Origin of the sequence: Polynucleobacter duraquae, assembly GCF_000973625.1 — a bacterium.
Taxonomy (GTDB): domain Bacteria; phylum Pseudomonadota; class Gammaproteobacteria; order Burkholderiales; family Burkholderiaceae; genus Polynucleobacter; species Polynucleobacter duraquae.
In genome coordinates, this window is the sequence record NZ_CP007501.1 from 723,634 (window position 1) to 742,278 (window position 18,645).

The window sequence follows — 18,645 nt, forward strand, 5'->3', positions numbered from 1 at the left end:
GGACTAGGGGTTGCTTGAGCCGCTATCGGGGCTGCTGTTTGTTACAGGAGACTCTGCAGCAGGAATACTAGCAGTTGCTGGAGGCGGTGCTAAGTTCGATTGTTGTTTAATCGGATGCTGTTGCAAGGTAGGCGCATTCATAGCCGTCGGCTTTTTCTTATTCACCTCTGCTTGGGCTAGTTTCTTCTTTTGCTCATCACTCAGCTTTTGATACGCACTCCAAGCCTCAGCTTTTTTCTCGGCTGGGAACTTAAGACTGCTTAAATAGTTTTCACGAGCGAGGCGGCGGTCTTTTTGAGAGAGCTTAGACCAGCCCGTCATACGGGACTGCAGTCGTTGTTGATCAGCCTCACTCATCTTGGGATAGAGATTCGCGACTTGAATCCATTTTTTACGACTGTCTGGGAGCATGTAGTCCCAGTCATCTTCCAGCGGGGCTAGGATTTTTTGCTGTCCAGGCTTAAGACTCTCCCAAGTGCCATCCGGTTTTTTCTCTGGGGTGGCGCTGGTTTTTCCAGGGGCAGTTGCCGATGTTTGGGCAAATAGGTCGGAACTTTGCACCGTTCCTAGGGCGCCAATCACCAACATCATGCTGATGCTGAGTGAGGTGCTCAAGGACCATCGATTTTTTAGCATGCGCTAACCGAGCTTCTTATGTCACTTAGGATGGAGTTTTAACTGAACTAAGACTATCTTTATCAGACTCCGCTAAGGGACCGTTTTTGAGGAAACCCAAAAATCCGCTGTCAGCGTAAGCATCAGGCGGGACATCGTCAGTTAAGAGGGCAATATCAAGTTCAGCAATATCGTTGATACGGGAATCTTGCTGCCATTGGGCGATGCCAATAAGACCAAACACTAACACGACTAGTGGGGCAGCCCAACCGAGGTTATCCCAGAATGAGCGTGAGCCAGAAGACCAGTTTCCGCTAGAGCTAGCCAAAATATGCTGCTCAATGCGCACTTTTTCTGGTTTTTTCACAGAAAGGGCTTTGAGGCGTGCCGCATACAGACGATCTTTGATTCCCGCTGGCAAGGATTGAGTTCCTTGGCGGAGCAGGGCGGCAGCGGTCAGACCAAATTGATCTGCTTCTGTTGTGCTGAGGGTGTCTTCGTTGCGGTTCACAGGGTAATTCCTTTTAATTTCAATGCTTTAGCTAGAGCCTGAGTGGCTCTTGAGCAGTGGGTTTTGACGCTTCCCTCGCTACAACTCATCGCAAGGGCAGTTTCAGTAATACTCAGCTCATCCCAATAACGCATCAGGAAGGCTTCTCGTTGACGGGCAGGCAATTTTGATATTTCTGACTCTAGAGCCTGTAATAGCTGACTTCGTTCAAGCTTAAATGCACCATCTTGGTGAATTTCACTATCGTCTGGAGCTGAAAGGGACTCCAGGGGGTCAAAATCATCATTTTCATCCGATTTCTTGCCCATATTCGAGAATAGGGTGACCCAGGTATTGCGAACTTTTTGACGTCTAAACCAGTCGTGAATGCGGTTTTGCAGAATTCTCGTGAAAACCAGGGGCAATTCTGCAGCAGGCCGATCACCATATTTTTCGGCTAACTTAATCATGGCATCTTGAACAATATCTAAGGCCGCATCGTCATCTCGCACAGCATAGACCGCTTGCTTGAAAGCGCGCTGCTCAACACTACTCAGAAAGTTAGAAAGTTCTTGGGGTGAAGCCATTCAGTAGATTAGACCTGAATCAGAAAGAATTCATCTATTTTAGGGGATTGCTATAGAATATAGGGCTTACTACCTAGAATCTCATTCAAGAAGTGGTTTTTCCGGTAGCAGCGCCGTTCGAACTCAGGCCACAAGCAAGAGACAGAACAGACCAAACAATTTTTTGCCGAAAATTGCAAAGGACGAAAGAAAATGAATACAAGCAGCGCCGAATTTTTAGCTTCTAAAGCTAATCAAGACACAACAAATACAAATCCCGCAGCAACTCCACCAGAAATGATTGGTGCTGAGATGCTAGTGAAGGCTTTGCACAAAGAGGGTGTTGAATACGTTTGGGGTTACCCAGGCGGTTCTGTTCTCTTTATCTACGACGAAATTTTTAAGCAGGACAAATTTGAACATATTCTTGTTCGCCATGAGCAAGCAGCAGTGCATGCGGCTGATGGTTATGCGCGTGCAACCGGTAAGGTTGGAGTAGCCCTAGTCACTTCAGGCCCTGGAGTAACCAATGCGGTTACCGGAATTGCTACTGCTTACACTGATTCGATCCCGATGGTGGTCATCAGCGGCAACGTACCAACATATGCGATTGGTGAAGATGCTTTCCAAGAGGCTGACACCGTGGGCATTACTCGCCCAGTGGTGAAGCACAACTTCTTGGTAAAAGATGTGAAAGACCTCCCTCTAGTAATTAAGAAGGCTTTCCATATTGCGCAGACAGGTCGTCCAGGCCCGGTATTGATTGATATCCCTAAGGATGTATCTGCTGCTAAAGGACTATTCATCTACCCAGAAACATTGGAGATGCGTTCATACAACCCAGTGGTTAAGGGTCATAGTGGACAAATTCGTAAGGCGGTTTCTTTGCTGCAAGAAGCTGAGCGCCCATTTATCTACACCGGTGGTGGTGTGATCTTGGCTGATGCCGCTCCAGAGTTAAAAGAGTTTGCTGACTTGTTGGGTTATCCCGTTACCAATACCTTAATGGGTCTTGGTGGTTTCCCAGGCACTAGCCCTCAGTTCGTGGGCATGCTTGGTATGCACGGTACGTATGAAGCCAATATGGCGATGCAACACAGCGATGTGTTGATTGCCATTGGTGCACGTTTTGACGATCGTGTGATTGGCAATACTGCTCACTTCGCAAGTCATCCACGCAAGATTATTCATATTGACATCGATCCTTCCGTGATTTCGAAGCGGGTGAAAGTGGATGTACCTATTGTGGGCAATCTCAAGGAAGTATTGCAGGAGATGACAGCTCAGCTTAAGAGTGCTGGCCCGCGTAAGAATGACGCTAAGCTAGCGGCATGGTGGGCGCAGATTAACGAGTGGCGTAAAAAAGATTGTTTGAAGTACGACGAATCATCCCAAATCGTCAAGCCACAATATGTGGTTCAAAAGTTATGGGAACTTACTGGCGGCGATGCATTTATTACATCTGACGTTGGTCAGCATCAAATGTGGGCTGCACAGTTCTACAAGTTTGATAAGCCGCGTCGTTGGATTAATTCCGGCGGTCTTGGCACCATGGGTGTTGGCTTGCCATATGCCATGGGTATCAAGAAAGCATTCCCGGATACAGATGTATTTGCCATTACTGGTGAAGGCTCTATCCAGATGTGTATTCAAGAGCTATCCACTTGCAAGCAGTACAACACGCCTGTGAAGATTGTGTCATTGAACAACCGTTACCTCGGAATGGTCCGTCAATGGCAGGAACTAACTTATAACAAGCGTTATTCCAGTTCATACATGGATTCATTGCCAGACTTCGTGAAGCTGGCAGAAGCTTTTGGGCATGTCGGAATGCGTATCGAGAAGAAGTCTGATGTTGAAGGTGCTCTCAAAGAAGCAATCCGTTTAAAAGATCGCACCGTATTTATGGATTTCCAGACAGACCCAGAAGAAAACGTATGGCCGATGGTTCAAGCAGGCAAGGGTATTACTGAAATGCTTTTGGGTAGTGAGGACCTCTAATGCGACATATTATTTCTGTATTGATAGAGAACGAGCCGGGAGCATTGTCACGAGTTGTGGGCTTGTTCTCAGCACGTGGTTACAACATTGAAGCCTTGAGTGTTGCACCAACCGAAGATCCATCCTTGTCGCGCATGACGATTGTCACACTTGGCTCTGAGGATGTCATTGAACAAATCACTAAACACTTAAATCGCTTAGTTGAAGTGGTTAAGGTTTTTGATTTGACTGAAGGTCCTCATATCGAGCGTGAGCTCATGATGATCAAAGTTCGCGCAGTAGGTAAGGAGCGTGAAGAATTGAAACGTACAACGGACATCTTCCGTGGTCGCATCATTGATGTGACTGATAAGAGTTACACCATTGAATTAACTGGTGATGGCGCCAAATTGGATGCCTTTATTGATTCGATTGATCGTGCATCCATTTTGGAAACAGTCCGCTCGGGCGGTTCTGGTATTGGGCGCGGTGAACGCATTCTGAAGGTTTAATTTTTAATTAATTACTGCATTAACTACATTTTCAAAACAAGGAAAGAGCATGAAAGTTTTTTACGATAAAGACGCCGATTTGTCCCTCATTAAAGGCAAAAAAGTAACCATCATTGGTTACGGTTCTCAGGGTCACGCACACGCATTAAACCTCAAAGATTCAGGTTGTAATGTGACTGTTGGTTTGCGTAAGGATGGCGCTTCTTGGAGCAAGGCTGCAAATGCTGGCTTGACCGTGAAAGAAGTTGGCGAAGCAGTTAAAGATGCTGACGTAGTCATGATGCTTTTACCTGATGAGCAAATTGCTGATGTGTACAGCAAAGAAGTTCACGGCAATATCAAGCAGGGCGCCGCACTGGCATTTGCTCATGGCTTTAACGTTCACTACGGCCAAGTTCAGCCACGTGCTGACTTAGATGTGATCATGATTGCCCCTAAAGCACCTGGCCACACTGTCCGCGGTACTTACGCTCAAGGTGGCGGTGTTCCCCATTTGATAGCTGTTTACCAAGATAAATCTGGCTCTGCTCGTGATGTTGCTTTGTCATACGCAACAGCAAACGGCGGCGGTCGTGCTGGCATTATCGAAACTAACTTCCGTGAAGAAACTGAAACTGACTTGTTCGGTGAGCAGGCTGTTCTATGCGGTGGCGCAGTAGAGTTGATTAAAGCTGGTTTTGAAACTTTGGTTGAAGCTGGTTACGCTCCTGAGATGGCTTACTTCGAGTGCTTGCATGAGCTCAAGTTGATTGTGGACTTGATTTACGAAGGTGGTATCGCCAACATGAACTACTCCATCTCTAACAATGCTGAGTATGGTGAGTACGTTACTGGTCCACGTGTTGTAACAGAAGATACTAAGAACGCAATGCGTCAGTGCTTGAAAGATATTCAGACTGGTGAGTACGCGAAGAGCTTCATCTTGGAAAACAAAGCAGGTGCGCCTACTTTGATTTCACGTCGTCGTTTGAATGCTGAGCATGACATCGAGGTAGTTGGTGCGAAGTTGCGCGCCATGATGCCTTGGATTGCCAAGAATAAGTTGGTTGATCAGACCAAGAACTAAGTAAACAGTAGCAAGAAACTAATAGTAGTAACTAAAAAGGCTCAGAACAAAGATGATGTATCCGCACCCCATTATTGCGAAAGAAGGTTGGCCGTATTTGGCATTAGTGGGGGCTGTTACTTTGCTAGTCCACTATCTTGGTGGCATTGCATGGTCATGGCCTTTGTGGATCATCTTTATCTTTGTTCTGCAGTTCTTCCGAGATCCGCAGCGTATTGCTGCCCTAGGCCGTGATCTCGTGTTATCTCCCGCTGATGGTCGTATCGTCGTGGTAGAAAAGGCGAACGATCCTTATGCGGGCCGTGAAGCTTTAAAGATTAGTGTTTTTATGAACGTATTTAATGTTCACTCCAATCGCAGTGCAGTTAATGGTTCTGTCAAAGAGATTCAGTATTTTCCTGGCAAGTTTGTTAATGCGGATTTGGATAAAGCGTCCACTGAGAACGAGCGTAATGCCGTTGTGATTGACGCCAACGGTCAAATCGTGACTCTGGTTCAGGTTGCCGGCCTCATTGCCCGCCGTATTCTTTGCTATATCCATGTTGGCGACAGACTTAAAGCGGGTGAGCGTTATGGCTTTATCCGCTTTGGCTCTCGTGTCGATGTATATTTGCCTTTAACAGCTGAACCTTTAGTTAGTGTTGGCGATAAAGTTTTTGCTACGAATACTGCGTTAGCTCGCGTACCCGGCTTAGATTAATTAAGTCGTTTTAACTGGGAATACTCTTTGCCTACATTTCGCCGTCGTGGCCGTATCGATCGCAGTCGCTTAGCCAACTCTCGCACTGATCGCACTCAAGATGAGTGGGCAGAAGACTTGGGTGATGGGATTGATTTTGAAGTGGAAGAGTTGCACGTAGATAAGCCACGTAAACGTAGCAAAGGCATTTATCTACTTCCTAATGCATTTACTACCGCAGCCTTATTCTGCGGTTTCTTTGCTATCGTCAATGCGATGAACCACCAGTTTGAGATTGCTGCCATCGCCATCTTTGCATCTTTAGTTTTAGATGGCATGGATGGTCGCGTTGCTCGTATGACTAATACCCAAAGTGCTTTTGGTGAACAGTACGACTCTTTGGCTGACATGGTGTCTTTTGGTGTGGCGCCAGCATTGGTTGCTTACGAGTGGGCCTTAAAAGACCTGGGTAAGTGGGGTTGGTTGGCTGCCTTTACTTATTGTGCAGGGGCAGCCTTACGTTTAGCGCGCTTCAACGTCAATACTGGCGTGGTAGATAAGAAGTTCTTCCAGGGTTTGCCTAGTCCAGCCGCTGGCTCCTTAATTGCTGGCTTTATTTGGCTGGCTGACGACAACAAGATCCCGGTGCGCGACAGCGCTATCCCTTGGATTACTTTCTTCTTAGCGGTTTATGCTGGCTTGACCATGGTATCCAATGCCCGCTTTTATAGTGGCAAGGCTTTAGATGTGCGCTATCGCGTGCCTTTTGGCGTCATGGTTCTGATGATTCTGACCTTTGTTCTGATTTCCTCCAACCCACCTTTAACTCTGTTCGGTCTCTTTGTGGTGTATTCCATTTCTGGCTATGTGATTTGGGCTTGGGAACATCTGAGTGGCCGTCGTTTTAGCTAATTTGGAATATTTAGGTTATATTTAATCCATGTTGATGAATTTCTCACCTCTTAGCCTCCTTCTACTAGCACTAAGCCTACAGCTTGGGGCAGGTAAGGCCTGAGTTAATGAGATCAAAGTAATTCATTAGCCGCCACATACCAGCCCCAGCAAATTGCTGGGGTTTTTGTTTTTAGGGGTTGTAACTAGTAACCAGTAATTAGTAAATATAAATTAGCAGTAAGCATAATTAAGCAATATTGAACCGGAGAGTAGTGATGAGCGACAAAGTAATCATTTTTGACACCACCTTACGTGATGGTGAACAATCACCTGGCGCTTCCATGACCAAGGATGAGAAGGTTCGTATTGCTCGCCAGTTAGAGCGCCTCAAAGTGGATGTGATCGAAGCGGGATTTGCTGCGAGCTCCGAAGGTGATTTTCAGGCAATATCTGCAGTGGCGGCAGCCGTGAAGGATTCGATTGTCTGCTCACTCGCACGTGCTAATGACAAAGACATTACTCGGGCTGCTGATGCATTAAAGGCCGCTAACGCAAAACGAATCCATGCGTTTTTGGCAACTAGCCCATTACATATGGCAGTGAAATTACGCATGTCTCCAGAAGAAGTTTTGGAGCAGGCAAAACGCTCTATTCGTTTCGCTAGAAATCTGGCTGAGGATGTGGAGTTCTCAGCAGAAGACGGCTATCGCTCAGAAATGGATTTCTTGTGCAGAGTGGTGGAAGGAGTGATTAACGAGGGTGCTACTACCATCAATATTCCGGATACCGTAGGCTACGCTACTCCAGAGTTGTATGGTGAGTTCATGAAGACTTTACGTACTCGAGTCCCCAACTCGGACAAAGCAGTGTGGTCAGTGCACTGCCACAATGACTTAGGTATGGCTGTCGCCAACTCCTTAGCGGGCGTCAAAATTGGTGGCGCACGTCAAATTGAATGCACCGTGAATGGCTTGGGTGAGCGTGCTGGCAATACAGCACTAGAAGAAATTGTTATGGCCTTGCGTACCCGCAAAGATTATTTCGATATGGTTTGCGGTATCGATGCTACTCAAATTGTGCCTGCATCGAAGTTGGTTTCGCAAATTACCGGCTTTGTTGTTCAGCCGAACAAGGCAGTGGTTGGTGCCAACGCGTTTGCGCATACCTCAGGAATTCATCAAGATGGCATCCTAAAGAATCGCAATACCTACGAGATCATGCGTGCAGAAGATGTGGGTTGGGCTACCAATAAGATTGTCTTGGGTAAATTGTCTGGCCGAAATGCTTTCAAGCAGCGCTTACAGGAATTAGGTATTACGCTTGAAGCCGAAGCAGATTTGAACGAAGCTTTTACTCGCTTCAAGTCATTGGCTGATCAAAAATCAGAAATTTTTGATGAAGATATTATTGCCATCATGTCGGACTCTGCTGCAGCTGAAGAAGGTGAATTTTATAAATTCATTTCCTTAAGTCAGCATTCTGAAACAGGTGAGCGACCAAAGTCTAAAGTGATCTTCCGGGTTGGTGACAAAGAGGCCAGCTCCGAGGCCGAGGGTAATGGTCCAGTCGACGCGAGCTTGAATGCTATTGAGCGGATCGTGAAAAGCGGGGCAGAGCAATTGCTTTACTCCGTAAATGCAATCACCTCAGGCACTCAATCTCAGGGCGAGGTTACTGTCAGACTTGCAAAGGGCGGACGTATCGTGAATGGTGTTGGAACCGATCCGGATATCATTGCCGCTTCAGCGAAAGCCTATTTATCTGCGCTGAATAAATTGCACGATCCTAGCCAAGCAAAGCTCAATGCCCAGATGACGCCTTAAGAAGTTTTCGGCGACATCTGCAGGTCCTGTGCTGATGTCTTATTTATTTAGATCTGTGTTTTTATAATACTTAGTGCCTTTGCCGGTGATTTCAGCGGCCAGACCCGAGTCTGTCAGTTGATACATTAATACGCCGGGTGCCACGGTAGCAGCATCTTGGTATGCACTACCATCAGACCCATATTTAGCGGCAGCAGTAACTTGACCGCCAAATGTCCAGCCGGAATTAACAAAGTCATTCAGTGCGGCTTGGGTTTGAAATACGAAAATGTTTTGGAAGGATTTAATTCCAATACCCAGTCCAGCTTGTACTTCAGCCATATTCATGTAAATCGGTTTGGCGCCATCCTTTAAAATGACAACACCGCTACCAGTGCCGCCGCCAGCAATCAGAATTTTCATTCCAAAGTTACTAAAGGTGGCGTAACCGACAGATTTATCAATGACCGCTTTTGCTTTGGGTTGAGCTTGGTAAAGCGCCTTCAGAGTCTCATCTCTCTTTTTGAGGATGTCTTGGCGTTGCTGGGCAATTGTTTTTTCGGCGGCAAATGGGTTTGAAAATTGTGCAAAACTGAATGTAGGAAATAGAGTTAATAGACCATAGGCTAATACTTGGATGAATTTAGTTTGCACCGATTTTTTCCTTTACTGTATTTTCGCAATGAATGAATTCCATCTTTATACTCCAACAAGTCTACTTGTCTAATAACAAACCAATATGACTCTATTAACTCGCTGTATCTTTACTTTCCTCATGCTTTCATTGGTAGGCTGCAGCAGTTTGCAGCGCAAAGCGGCAGTGCCATCGCAGCAGATGGGTCAAGCGCAAATTGCCGGTCTCACTAGTGCGCGCTATATGGTGGCCAGTCAATCGAGCGTAGATCAGATGGCCATGGATATTCAGGCAGGGTTTAAGGTGAGGGATGAAAAAACCTTAAATGCACCGGCAAATTATTTATCCCTCTCTGGTGGTGGTGATGATGGCGCCTATGGTGCTGGATTATTAATAGGGTGGGCGGACCGCGGCGATCGCCCGCAATTTAACTTGGTCACCGGTATCAGCACTGGTGCATTAATTGCCCCATTTGCTTTTATGGGGAAAGAATATGATCCTGTTTTACGTGATGTTTATACAAAATATGGCCCTCAAGACATCTTCACAGAACGGGGATTAATCTCCGGTATTTTGAGTGATGGCTTATCTGACACTACCCCCTTGTTTCAACTGATCTCAAAATATATTGATGAAGATTTTCTGAAGAAGGTGGCAACTGAGTACATCACCAAAAATCGCTGGCTTTTGATTGGGACAACCAATTTAGATGCAGGTGTGCCTGTGGTCTGGAATATGGGCAAGATTGCCAGTATCGGTACTCCAGAGGCCTTAGAGCTTTTTAGAAAAGTCATGCTGGCTTCTGCATCGATTCCTGGGGCCTTTCCTCCAGTGATGTTTGATTTTGAGGTTTCTGGCCAGAGTTTTCAGGAGATGCATGTCGATGGCGGTGCCATTACTCAGGTATTCCTCTATCCAAGCGCCTTATCCCAGCGCGCTCAAGATTTAAAACTGAAGCTACAAAAGCAACGCAATGCCTATCTTATTCGTAATGCCCGCTTGGATCCTGAGTGGCGCGAGACAGAACGGGGCACCCTGAGCATCATTCAGAGGGCGATTTCTAGTATGATTCAGACTCAAGGCATTGGGGATCTCTACCGCATCTATCACACCACCCAGCTTGATGGAGTCAGTTTCAACTTGGCTTTTATCGGGCCAGACTTTAAGTTCCCTCACAAGACCGAGTTCGACACTGCCTATATGCAAGCCCTGTTTGATTATGGTTACAAGCAAGGGCTGGGCGGTAAAGAGTGGCAAAAGTACCCGCCAGGCTACAAAAGGGGATTTGATGGAGAAATGCCTAAAAAATAGGCATTTCTAGTCGATTTCTCGATTATTCTCATATAAATCAATAGCTTGAACAGACCTCCACTGCTCAAACCTAATTTGATTGCCTAGCCCTGGGTAAGGGGTTTAAGGTGGATCTGCTACAATTCGAGGGCTTTGATTTTTAAAGCTTTTTTGTTATATTTAATTAATAAATGCACGACACAAATTGGGTGAAAGCTCAGGTGTTCGCAAGTTAGGAGTATGAAAATGGCAGTTGCTGATATTAAAACGGCGGAAATCGTCAAAGACAACGCGCGTAGCGCAAACGATACGGGTAGCCCTGAAGTTCAAGTTTCATTGCTAACAGCCCGCATCAATGAATTAACCCCCCATTTCAAAGCTAACGCTAAAGATCATCACAGCCGTCGTGGTTTGTTGATGATGGTTTCACGCCGTCGCCGCCTTTTGGATTACCTTAAGGGCAAGGATTTGGGTCGCTATCGCGCATTGATCGAGAAATTAGGTCTCCGTAAGTAATTCTTATCGGTATTGCAATGCCATCTATCTTAGGGTTGTTTCTTCACCGAATCAATCTTAAGCAGATGGCATGTTTTTTGGGCGCTTCAAGATTATTTGTGTAGGGGATCGTGTCATTCCAATGAGTTTCTGGGTTCAAGAATCCAGTGCCTCCCTGGAATGGCATCCCTTGTAATCTTCAAACGCTCCAGTGTTGTCGTGACACTGCTTTATCCCACGACAAGCGTGAAATCCATGTGGCTTTTGCGTGAACAATTTGGAGAAGATCAGAATGACTATGTTTAAAAAAGCAGTAAAGACGTTTCAATGGGGTAACCATCAAGTAACAATGGAAACAGGCGAGATTGCTCGTCAAGCTGGTGGTGCTGTCATCGTTAACGTGGATGACACAGTAGTAATGGGTACCGTAGTTGCCTCTAAATCTGCTAAGCCAGGCCAATCATTTTTCCCATTGACTGTTGATTACCTCGAGAAAACTTACGCAGCAGGAAAAATTCCTGGCGGTTTCTTCCGTCGTGAAGGTCGTCCATCAGAAGGCGAGACATTGATCTCCCGCTTGATCGATCGTCCATTGCGTCCGCTGTTCCCAGAAGGCTTCTTGAACGAAGTCCAAGTAGTGGTTCATGTGTTGTCTATCAACCCAGACGTTCCTGCTGATATCCCTGCATTGATTGCTGCTTCTGCAGCATTAGCTGTTTCAGGTATCCCATTTGCTGGCCCAGTTGGCGCGGCACGTGTTGGTTACGCTAACGGTCAATACCTCTTGAACCCGACTCGTACAGAGCAAGCTACTAGCGAAATGGATTTGATTGTTGCTGGTACACAAGCAGCTGTATTGATGGTGGAGTCAGAGGCTAATCAGTTGTCTGAAGAGATCATGTTGGGTGCAGTTGTATATGGTCACGACCAAATGCAAACTGCGATCAATGCAATTAACGAATTGGTAACCGAAGCTGGCAAGCCAGAGTGGGATTGGACTGCCGCTCCTAAAGATGAGCCATTCATTGCTAAGGTCACTGCATTGGCTGAAGCGCCATTGCGCGAGGCTTATCAGATTCGTCAAAAGGGCGCTCGTTCAGACAAGCTTAAAGAAATTACTAAAACAGTGGTAGCTAAGTTACAAGAGGAAGGTGATGTTGACGCTGTTGCCGTTAACGACATCTTGTTTGAAATTGAAGCCAAGATTGTGCGTAGCCAAATCTTGAATGGCGAGCCACGTATTGATGGTCGTGATACACGTACCGTTCGTCCGATCGAAATTCGTAATGGTGTATTACCGCGCACACACGGATCTGCATTGTTTACCCGTGGTGAAACACAGGCTCTCGTAGTGGCTACTTTAGGTACTGCACGTGATGAGCAAATTATCGACGCGCTCGAAGGCGAGTACCGTGATCGCTTCATGTTCCACTACAACATGCCTCCGTTCGCTACTGGCGAAACAGGTCGTGTAGGTAGCCCTAAGCGTCGTGAAATTGGTCACGGTCGTTTAGCTAAACGTGCATTGATTCCAGTATTGCCAAGCGCAGAAGATTTTGCCTATAGCATTCGTGTAGTTTCAGAAATCACTGAGTCCAATGGCTCTTCATCCATGGCTTCTGTTTGTGGCGGCTGTTTGGCAATGATGGACGCTGGTGTTCCAGTGAAAGCTCACGTTGCTGGTGTTGCAATGGGCTTGATTTTGGATGGCAACCGTTTTGCTGTGTTGACCGATATCTTGGGTGATGAAGATCACTTGGGCGATATGGACTTTAAAGTAGCAGGTACTGCTAACGGCATTACTGCTTTGCAAATGGACATTAAAGTTCAGGGTATTACTAAAGAAATTATGCAAGTTGCATTGGCTCAAGCTAAAGAAGGTCGTTTGCACATTTTGAGCAAGATGCAAGAAGCAATGGGTTCAGTTCGCACTGAATTGTCTGCACATGCTCCACGTATGGTTTCTTTCAAGATTCATCCAGATAAGATTCGTGAAGTGATCGGTAAGGGCGGCGCAACAATTCAAGCCTTGACCAAAGAGACTGGTTGTAGCATCGACATTAAAGATGATGGCACCGTAACAATCGCCTCTACTTCTGCTGAAGGCATGGCTGAAGCAAAAGCACGTATCGAAGGTATTACTGCTGAAGCCGAGGTAGGTAAGATTTACGAAGGCCCAGTTGTGAAGTTGCTCGAGTTCGGTGCTTTAGTAAATATTCTTCCAGGCAAAGACGGTCTTTTACATATCTCAGAAATTTCTAATGAGCGTGTAAAAGAAGTTAAAGACTATTTAGCAGAAGGCCAATTAGTGCGCGTGAAGTTGTTAGCTGCGGATGAGCGCGGTCGTTTGCGTTTATCTCTTAAGGCCGCGATGGCTGATGAGGGCGGCACGATTGCTCCTTTAGCTGGCGCTACTGAAGCCTCTGATGCAGCCCCTGCATCTGGCGAAAACGCTTAAGTAATTTAGTTAGCAAGCGGAATTCATATGCGCGTAATGGAGATCAAAGAATTTGGCGCACCAGAAATGCTGGTGGCTGCCAATCGACCTGATCCAGTGGCTCCGGCCGCTGGAACTGGCGAGATCTTGATTAAGGTAATTGCAGCTGGAATTAATCGTCCAGACGTTTTACAACGTAAAGGCCATTACCCAGTCCCAGCAGGCGCATCTGATATTCCGGGTCTCGAGGTAGCAGGCGAGATTGTTGGTGGTGACTTAGCTCACGCTGACAATCTGTTTGGCCTTAAAGTTGGCGATAAGGTTTGTGCGCTTGTGCAAGGTGGTGGTTACGCAGAATTGTGTACAGCTCCTATTGCACAATGCTTGCCTTACCCCAAAGGATTTACTGATCAAGAAGCGGCATCTTTACCTGAAACTTTTTACACCGTATGGAGCAATGTCTTCATGCGTGGTGAGTTATCTGAAGGTGAAACTTTGCTAGTGCAAGGTGGCTCTAGTGGTATTGGTGTCACTGCCATTTTGATTGCAAAAGCTTTAGGTCATAAAGTATTTGTTACTGCTGGTACAGATGAGAAGTGCTCTGCTTGCGTGGCTTTAGGTGCTGACTTAGCAATCAACTATAAGATGCAAGACTTTGCTGAAGAGGTAAAAAAAGCAACTGACGGCAAAGGTGTCAATGTGATACTCGATATGGTTACGGGTGCTTACGTACAAAAAGAAATTGATTGCCTAGCTGACGATGGTCGTATTGTGATTATTGCAATCATGGGTGGCTCAAAAGCAGAAGTGAATACGGGGCAAATTTTGCGTCGCCGTTTAACTATTACTGGTTCTACCTTGCGTCCACGTCCAGTGTCATTTAAGAAGCAGATTACCCAGCAATTGCATGCGCGCATCTGGCCTTTACTAGATGCAGGCAAGTTAAAGCCAGTGATTTATAAAACATTCGCCTTAGACCAAGCGGCCGATGCTCATCGTTTGATGGAGTCTTCTGAGCACGTTGGCAAGATTGTATTGACCGTTTAAGTATTGAGCTAGATTTAATGCGCCCACTCACTGTTATCGGTAATTGGAAAATGAACGGCAGCTTTGCAAGTAATGCAGACTGGGTTAAGACTGTTTGCCGTGGCATGGAGCAGGGAATGCCTGCAGGTCGTAAGTATGTAGTGTGTGCTCCAGCGCCTTATTTGTCACAGTGTGGTGGTTTAATTCGTGACTGTTCTTTAGCTTTTTTAAGTTTAGGTGCTCAAGATGTATCAGCTTATTCAGCAGGAGCTTATACCGGTGATATTGCGGCCTCCATGCTGAAAGAATTAGATTGTGCTTATGTCATTGTGGGGCATTCGGAGCGACGCCAGTACCATCAGGAGGTTGATGAGCAGGTGGCAGAGAAAGCACTGCAGGTCTTGGACAATGGGATGATTCCTGTGATCTGTGTTGGTGAATCTGCAGATGAACGCAACTCAGGTCGTGAAGTTGAGGTTGTAAGAGGGCAGATTTCAAAGCAAGTTGCCATTTTGCAAGATCGCTTGGCGGATTGTCTCATTGCCTATGAGCCTGTTTGGGCTATTGGCACAGGTAAGGTGGCCAGCGCTGAAATAGCTCAGGATATGCACAGAGCGATTCGATTACAGCTGGCAGAGTTTAATGAGGATGTAGCTTCCCATGTGGGAATTTTGTATGGCGGCAGCGTCAAGCCTGATAATGCTGTTGAACTATTTGCAATGCCGGATATTGATGGCGGATTGATTGGGGGTGCTTCATTGAATCCTCAAGATTTTTTAGCTATTTGTCAGGCCTAGATTTTTTATTTGGAGATAAGCCATGGAATGGTTTAAGACTTTATTGATCGTATTACAAGTTATTTCAGCTTTGGCTGTGATATTGCTGGTCTTGCTTCAGCAGGGCAAAGGTGCCGATATGGGAGCTGCTTTTGGTTCTGGATCTTCCGGCAGTCTTTTTGGCGCCAGCGGCTCGGCTAACTTCCTCTCTCATGCAACTGCTATCTTTGCGGCAATGTTTTTTATTTGCACTTTAGGGATTACTTGGATCGGGAATAAAAAGGAAGTCAGCCCCGGAATTTTGTCTGGTACCGTTGCTCCCGCTGCAGCTCCTGTTGCCGAACCAGTAGCCCCAGTTCAAGATCCGATCAAGCCGGCAGTTCCTAAGTAAAAAATAGGGTTTTAAGTAGTTTCTAGCGCTATTTTTGAGGCAAATGAGTGGTGCAATGCAGTAGAATTGACAGGTTTTACAAGATGCCGACGTGGTGAAATTGGTAGACACGCTATCTTGAGGGGGTAGTGGCTTAGGCTGTGCGAGTTCGAGTCTCGCCGTCGGCACCAAATTGTAAAAATTATAGGGTTTTATGCCCTAAATCAAGGTTTTTTGTAGTGGAGTAATTGATAATTTTGTAGCTTCATAGGATTTACCAGACGAACGACTCAGGGCCATTTTGAATCTCGCTAATTACTTTCCCGTTCTGCTTTTTATCCTCGTAGGTATTGGGGTTGGTTTAGTGCCCATGTTCCTCGGAAAAATTTTGGCTCCTTCGAAGCCGGATGCTGAAAAACTGTCGCCTTACGAGTGCGGTTTTGAGGCCTTCGAAGATGCGCGTATGAAATTCGACGTGCGCTATTACCTCATCGCCATCCTATTTATTCTATTTGACTTGGAAACTGCATTCCTATTCCCATGGGGTGTGGCTCTGCGTGATATTGGTTGGTTTGGTTATGCCTCTATGGTGATTTTCCTATTGGAATTCATCGTGGGCTTTGTATATATCTGGAAAAAGGGCGCTCTCGACTGGGAGTGATCGATATGGCATTAGAAGGCGTTCTCAAAGAAGGATTTGTTACCACTACTGCGGACCAGTTAATTAACTGGACTCGTAATGGTTCTCTATGGCCAATGACATTCGGCCTTGCTTGCTGCGCTGTAGAAATGATGCATGCAGGCGCATCCCGTTATGACTTGGATCGTTTTGGTGTGGTATTCCGCCCATCTCCGCGTCAGTCAGATTTAATGATTGTGGCTGGCACTTTGTGCAACAAGATGGCTCCGGCCCTTCGCAAGGTCTACGATCAAATGCCTGAGCCACGCTGGGTTATCTCGATGGGCTCTTGTGCCAATGGTGGTGGTTACTACCATAACTCGTATTCAGTAGTTCGCGGCTGTGACCGCATCGTGCCAGTCGATATTTATGTTCCTGGTTGCCCTCCTACTGCAGAAGCCTTGATCTACGGAATTATTCAGTTGCAATCTAAGATCGCTCGAACCAGCACGATTGCGCGGAAGGCTTAAACCATGTCAGATCGTTTAGTTCAACTTGCTGCCAATTTAGAAAAAGTTCTAGGGAAGCGCGCTCAGTCAATTGAAGTTGCTTTGGGTGAAGTAACAGTAGTTATTAATTCAGAAACTTACTATGAATCTGCCGTTTTATTGCGTGATGAACCCTCATTAGCCTTTGAGCAATTAATTGATTTATGCGGCGTGGATTACCAAGACTACCGGGACGGGCAGTGGGGCGGTCAGCGTTTTGGCGTAGTGACACATCTTTTGTCTGTGGCTCATAACTGGCGTTTGCGCGTGCGCGTATTTGCAGCAGAAGATGCTTACCCAGTAGTTGCTTCTCTAACACCGGTATGGGCCTCAGCAAATTGGTTTGAGCGTGAGGCATTTGACCTTTACGGTATCTTGTTTGATGGTCACGAAGACTTGCGTCGCATTTTGACTGATTACGGTTTCATTGGTCATCCATTTAGAAAAGATTTCCCAATTTCTGGCAACGTAGAAATGCGTTATGACCCAGAGTTAAAGCGTGTGGTGTATCAGCCGGTTACGATCGAAGCCCGTGAAATCACGCCACGTATCGTGCGCGAAGAGCAGTACGGAGGCTCGGTTTAAGTCATGGCACAAATTAAGAACTACACCCTCAACTTTGGTCCTCAGCATCCGGCTGCGCACGGCGTCCTTCGTCTCGTGTTAGAGCTCGATGGAGAGGTGATCCAGCGTGCTGATCCGCATATTGGTTTATTGCATCGTGCTACAGAAAAATTAGCAGAGACACGTACTTGGATTCAGAACGTTCCGTACATGGATCGTCTGGACTATGTGTCCATGATGGCAAACGAGCATGCATATGTGATGGCGATTGAGAAGTTGCTGCAAGTAGATGTGCCTTTGCGTGCGCAGTACATCCGGGTGATGTATGACGAGTTAACCCGTTTGCTAAATCACCTCTTGTGGATTGGCTGTCACGGTCTAGACGTTGGTGCTATGGCCGTATTTTTGTATGCCTTCCGTGATCGTGAAGATATTTTCGACATGTACGAGGCTGTATCTGGTGCGCGTATGCATGCTGCCTACTATCGACCAGGCGGCGTCTATCGTGATTTGCCAACGGAGATGGCGCAGTACTCTAAGTCTAAGATTCGTAGCACCTCTGCCATTAAGCGTTTAAATGAAAACCGCAGCGGTACATTGCTTGATTTCATTGAGCAATTCTCCAATGGTTTTGATGCCAACGTAGATGAGTATTGCAACCTCTTAACCGATAACCGTATTTGGAAGCAGCGCTTGGTAGGTATTGGTGTTGTAACCCCTGAGCGCGCTCTGCAACTCGGCTTTACTGGCCCTATGTTGCGTGGTTCTGGCATTGAGTGGGATTTACGTAAGAAGCAGCCGTATGAAACTTACGACAAGCTTGACTTTGATATTCCTGTTGGCGTCAATGGCGACTCTTATGACCGCTATTTAGTTCGCATGGAAGAGATGCGTCAATCGAACCGCATCATTAAACAGTGCGTAGCTTGGCTCAAGGCAAACGATGGCCCTGTCATGAGTGACAACCATAAGGTATCTCCGCCAAAGCGTGTGGATATGAAAACTAATATGGAAGAGTTGATTCACCATTTCAAACTCTTTACTGAGGGTATGCACGTTCCTGATGGTGAGGCTTATTCTGCTGTTGAGCATCCAAAAGGTGAGTTCGGAATTTACTTAATTTCTGATGGTGCTAATAAGCCCTATCGCATGAAGATTCGTGCGCCAGGTTTTGTACATCTTTCTGCAATGGATGAGATGTCTCGTGGCCATATGTTGGCTGATGCTGTAACTATTATTGGAACCCAAGATATCGTGTTCGGGGAGATTGACCGCTAATACA

20 protein-coding genes and 1 tRNA gene are annotated in these 18,645 nt (G+C 46.3%); 17 read left to right on the forward strand and 4 right to left on the reverse strand.

Annotation, left to right across the window (positions count from 1 at the left end; all coding sequences use genetic code 11):
* Positions 1-3 precede the first annotated feature (3 nt).
* From CL55_RS03780 to CL55_RS03790, 3 genes are read right to left on the reverse strand one after another with little or no spacing between them, the layout of a single operon-like run.
* Positions 4-636, reverse strand: a complete 633-nt coding sequence (locus tag CL55_RS03780; RefSeq protein ID WP_046329928.1) for a DUF3106 domain-containing protein — start codon at positions 634-636, stop codon at positions 4-6.
* Positions 637-661: 25 nt separating this feature from the next.
* Complete coding sequence (locus tag CL55_RS03785) at positions 662-1,126, reverse strand: DUF3619 family protein (protein WP_046329929.1); 465 nt, start codon at positions 1,124-1,126, stop codon at positions 662-664.
* A complete protein-coding gene (locus CL55_RS03790) occupies positions 1,123-1,692 on the reverse strand; it encodes an RNA polymerase sigma factor (protein ID WP_046329930.1) in 570 nt (189 codons plus the stop codon). Before CL55_RS03790 ends, CL55_RS03785 begins: the two co-directional genes overlap by 4 nt.
* Positions 1,693-1,884: 192 nt before the next feature.
* Here CL55_RS03790 and CL55_RS03795 point away from each other — a divergent pair, with 192 nt between their 5' ends.
* The 6 genes from CL55_RS03795 to CL55_RS03820 all read left to right on the forward strand — a co-directional run bounded on the left by CL55_RS03795 (position 1,885) and on the right by CL55_RS03820 (position 8,625).
* On the forward strand, positions 1,885-3,672 hold the full coding sequence (locus CL55_RS03795) for an acetolactate synthase 3 catalytic subunit (protein WP_046329931.1): 1,788 nt from the start codon (positions 1,885-1,887) through the stop codon (positions 3,670-3,672).
* Positions 3,672-4,163, forward strand: a complete 492-nt coding sequence (gene ilvN, locus CL55_RS03800) for an acetolactate synthase small subunit (RefSeq protein ID WP_046329932.1) — start codon at positions 3,672-3,674, stop codon at positions 4,161-4,163. The genes CL55_RS03795 and ilvN overlap by 1 nt, the downstream gene beginning before the upstream one ends.
* Positions 4,164-4,212: 49 nt before the next feature.
* The gene (gene ilvC / locus CL55_RS03805; RefSeq protein WP_046329933.1) at positions 4,213-5,229 is read left to right on the forward strand and encodes a ketol-acid reductoisomerase; all 1,017 of its coding nucleotides are present in this window, start codon (positions 4,213-4,215) and stop codon (positions 5,227-5,229) included.
* Positions 5,230-5,281: 52 nt separating this feature from the next.
* On the forward strand, positions 5,282-5,929 hold the full coding sequence (locus CL55_RS03810) for a phosphatidylserine decarboxylase (RefSeq protein ID WP_046329934.1): 648 nt from the start codon (positions 5,282-5,284) through the stop codon (positions 5,927-5,929).
* 27 nt (positions 5,930-5,956) lie between these two features.
* The gene (pssA, locus tag CL55_RS03815) at positions 5,957-6,820 is read left to right on the forward strand and encodes a CDP-diacylglycerol--serine O-phosphatidyltransferase (RefSeq protein WP_046329935.1); all 864 of its coding nucleotides are present in this window, start codon (positions 5,957-5,959) and stop codon (positions 6,818-6,820) included.
* Between the two features lie 257 nt (positions 6,821-7,077).
* Positions 7,078-8,625, forward strand: coding sequence for a 2-isopropylmalate synthase (locus tag CL55_RS03820; protein ID WP_046329936.1), 1,548 nt, complete (start codon positions 7,078-7,080; stop codon positions 8,623-8,625).
* Between the two features lie 39 nt (positions 8,626-8,664).
* Here the strand turns inward: CL55_RS03820 and CL55_RS03825 are convergent, their stop codons facing one another.
* Positions 8,665-9,258: a lipid-binding SYLF domain-containing protein gene (locus tag CL55_RS03825; RefSeq protein ID WP_046329937.1), complete on the reverse strand. Its 594-nt coding sequence runs from the start codon at positions 9,256-9,258 to the stop codon at positions 8,665-8,667.
* Positions 9,259-9,343: 85 nt separating this feature from the next.
* Between CL55_RS03825 and CL55_RS03830 the strand changes: the two genes are divergently transcribed.
* From CL55_RS03830 to CL55_RS03880, 11 genes are all read left to right on the forward strand, one after another.
* A complete protein-coding gene (locus CL55_RS03830) occupies positions 9,344-10,549 on the forward strand; it encodes a patatin-like phospholipase family protein (protein WP_046329938.1) in 1,206 nt (401 codons plus the stop codon).
* A gap of 225 nt (positions 10,550-10,774) precedes the next feature.
* Positions 10,775-11,044, forward strand: coding sequence for a 30S ribosomal protein S15 (gene rpsO, locus CL55_RS03835; RefSeq protein ID WP_046329939.1), 270 nt, complete (start codon positions 10,775-10,777; stop codon positions 11,042-11,044).
* 271 nt (positions 11,045-11,315) lie between these two features.
* Positions 11,316-13,481, forward strand: coding sequence for a polyribonucleotide nucleotidyltransferase (pnp, locus tag CL55_RS03840; RefSeq protein WP_046329940.1), 2,166 nt, complete (start codon positions 11,316-11,318; stop codon positions 13,479-13,481).
* Between the two features lie 27 nt (positions 13,482-13,508).
* Positions 13,509-14,507 carry an NAD(P)H-quinone oxidoreductase gene (locus CL55_RS03845; RefSeq protein WP_046329941.1) on the forward strand — a complete coding sequence of 333 codons (999 nt, stop codon included), beginning with the start codon at positions 13,509-13,511 and terminating at the stop codon, positions 14,505-14,507.
* Positions 14,508-14,524: 17 nt separating this feature from the next.
* Positions 14,525-15,283 carry a triose-phosphate isomerase gene (gene tpiA, locus CL55_RS03850; RefSeq protein WP_046329942.1) on the forward strand — a complete coding sequence of 253 codons (759 nt, stop codon included), beginning with the start codon at positions 14,525-14,527 and terminating at the stop codon, positions 15,281-15,283.
* Positions 15,284-15,305: 22 nt separating this feature from the next.
* The gene (secG, locus tag CL55_RS03855; protein WP_046329943.1) at positions 15,306-15,653 is read left to right on the forward strand and encodes a preprotein translocase subunit SecG; all 348 of its coding nucleotides are present in this window, start codon (positions 15,306-15,308) and stop codon (positions 15,651-15,653) included.
* Positions 15,654-15,738: 85 nt separating this feature from the next.
* A tRNA-Leu gene (locus CL55_RS03860) sits at positions 15,739-15,823 on the forward strand.
* A 110-nt stretch (positions 15,824-15,933) separates the two neighbouring features.
* Entirely contained in the window at positions 15,934-16,293 is a 360-nt protein-coding gene (locus CL55_RS03865; protein ID WP_011902892.1) for an NADH-quinone oxidoreductase subunit A, read from the forward strand.
* Positions 16,294-16,298: 5 nt separating this feature from the next.
* The gene (locus CL55_RS03870) at positions 16,299-16,781 is read left to right on the forward strand and encodes a NuoB/complex I 20 kDa subunit family protein (protein ID WP_011902891.1); all 483 of its coding nucleotides are present in this window, start codon (positions 16,299-16,301) and stop codon (positions 16,779-16,781) included.
* A gap of 3 nt (positions 16,782-16,784) precedes the next feature.
* A complete protein-coding gene (locus CL55_RS03875; protein ID WP_046329944.1) occupies positions 16,785-17,384 on the forward strand; it encodes an NADH-quinone oxidoreductase subunit C in 600 nt (199 codons plus the stop codon).
* 3 nt (positions 17,385-17,387) lie between these two features.
* On the forward strand, positions 17,388-18,641 hold the full coding sequence (locus CL55_RS03880; protein WP_046329945.1) for an NADH-quinone oxidoreductase subunit D: 1,254 nt from the start codon (positions 17,388-17,390) through the stop codon (positions 18,639-18,641).
* Positions 18,642-18,645 lie beyond the last annotated feature (4 nt).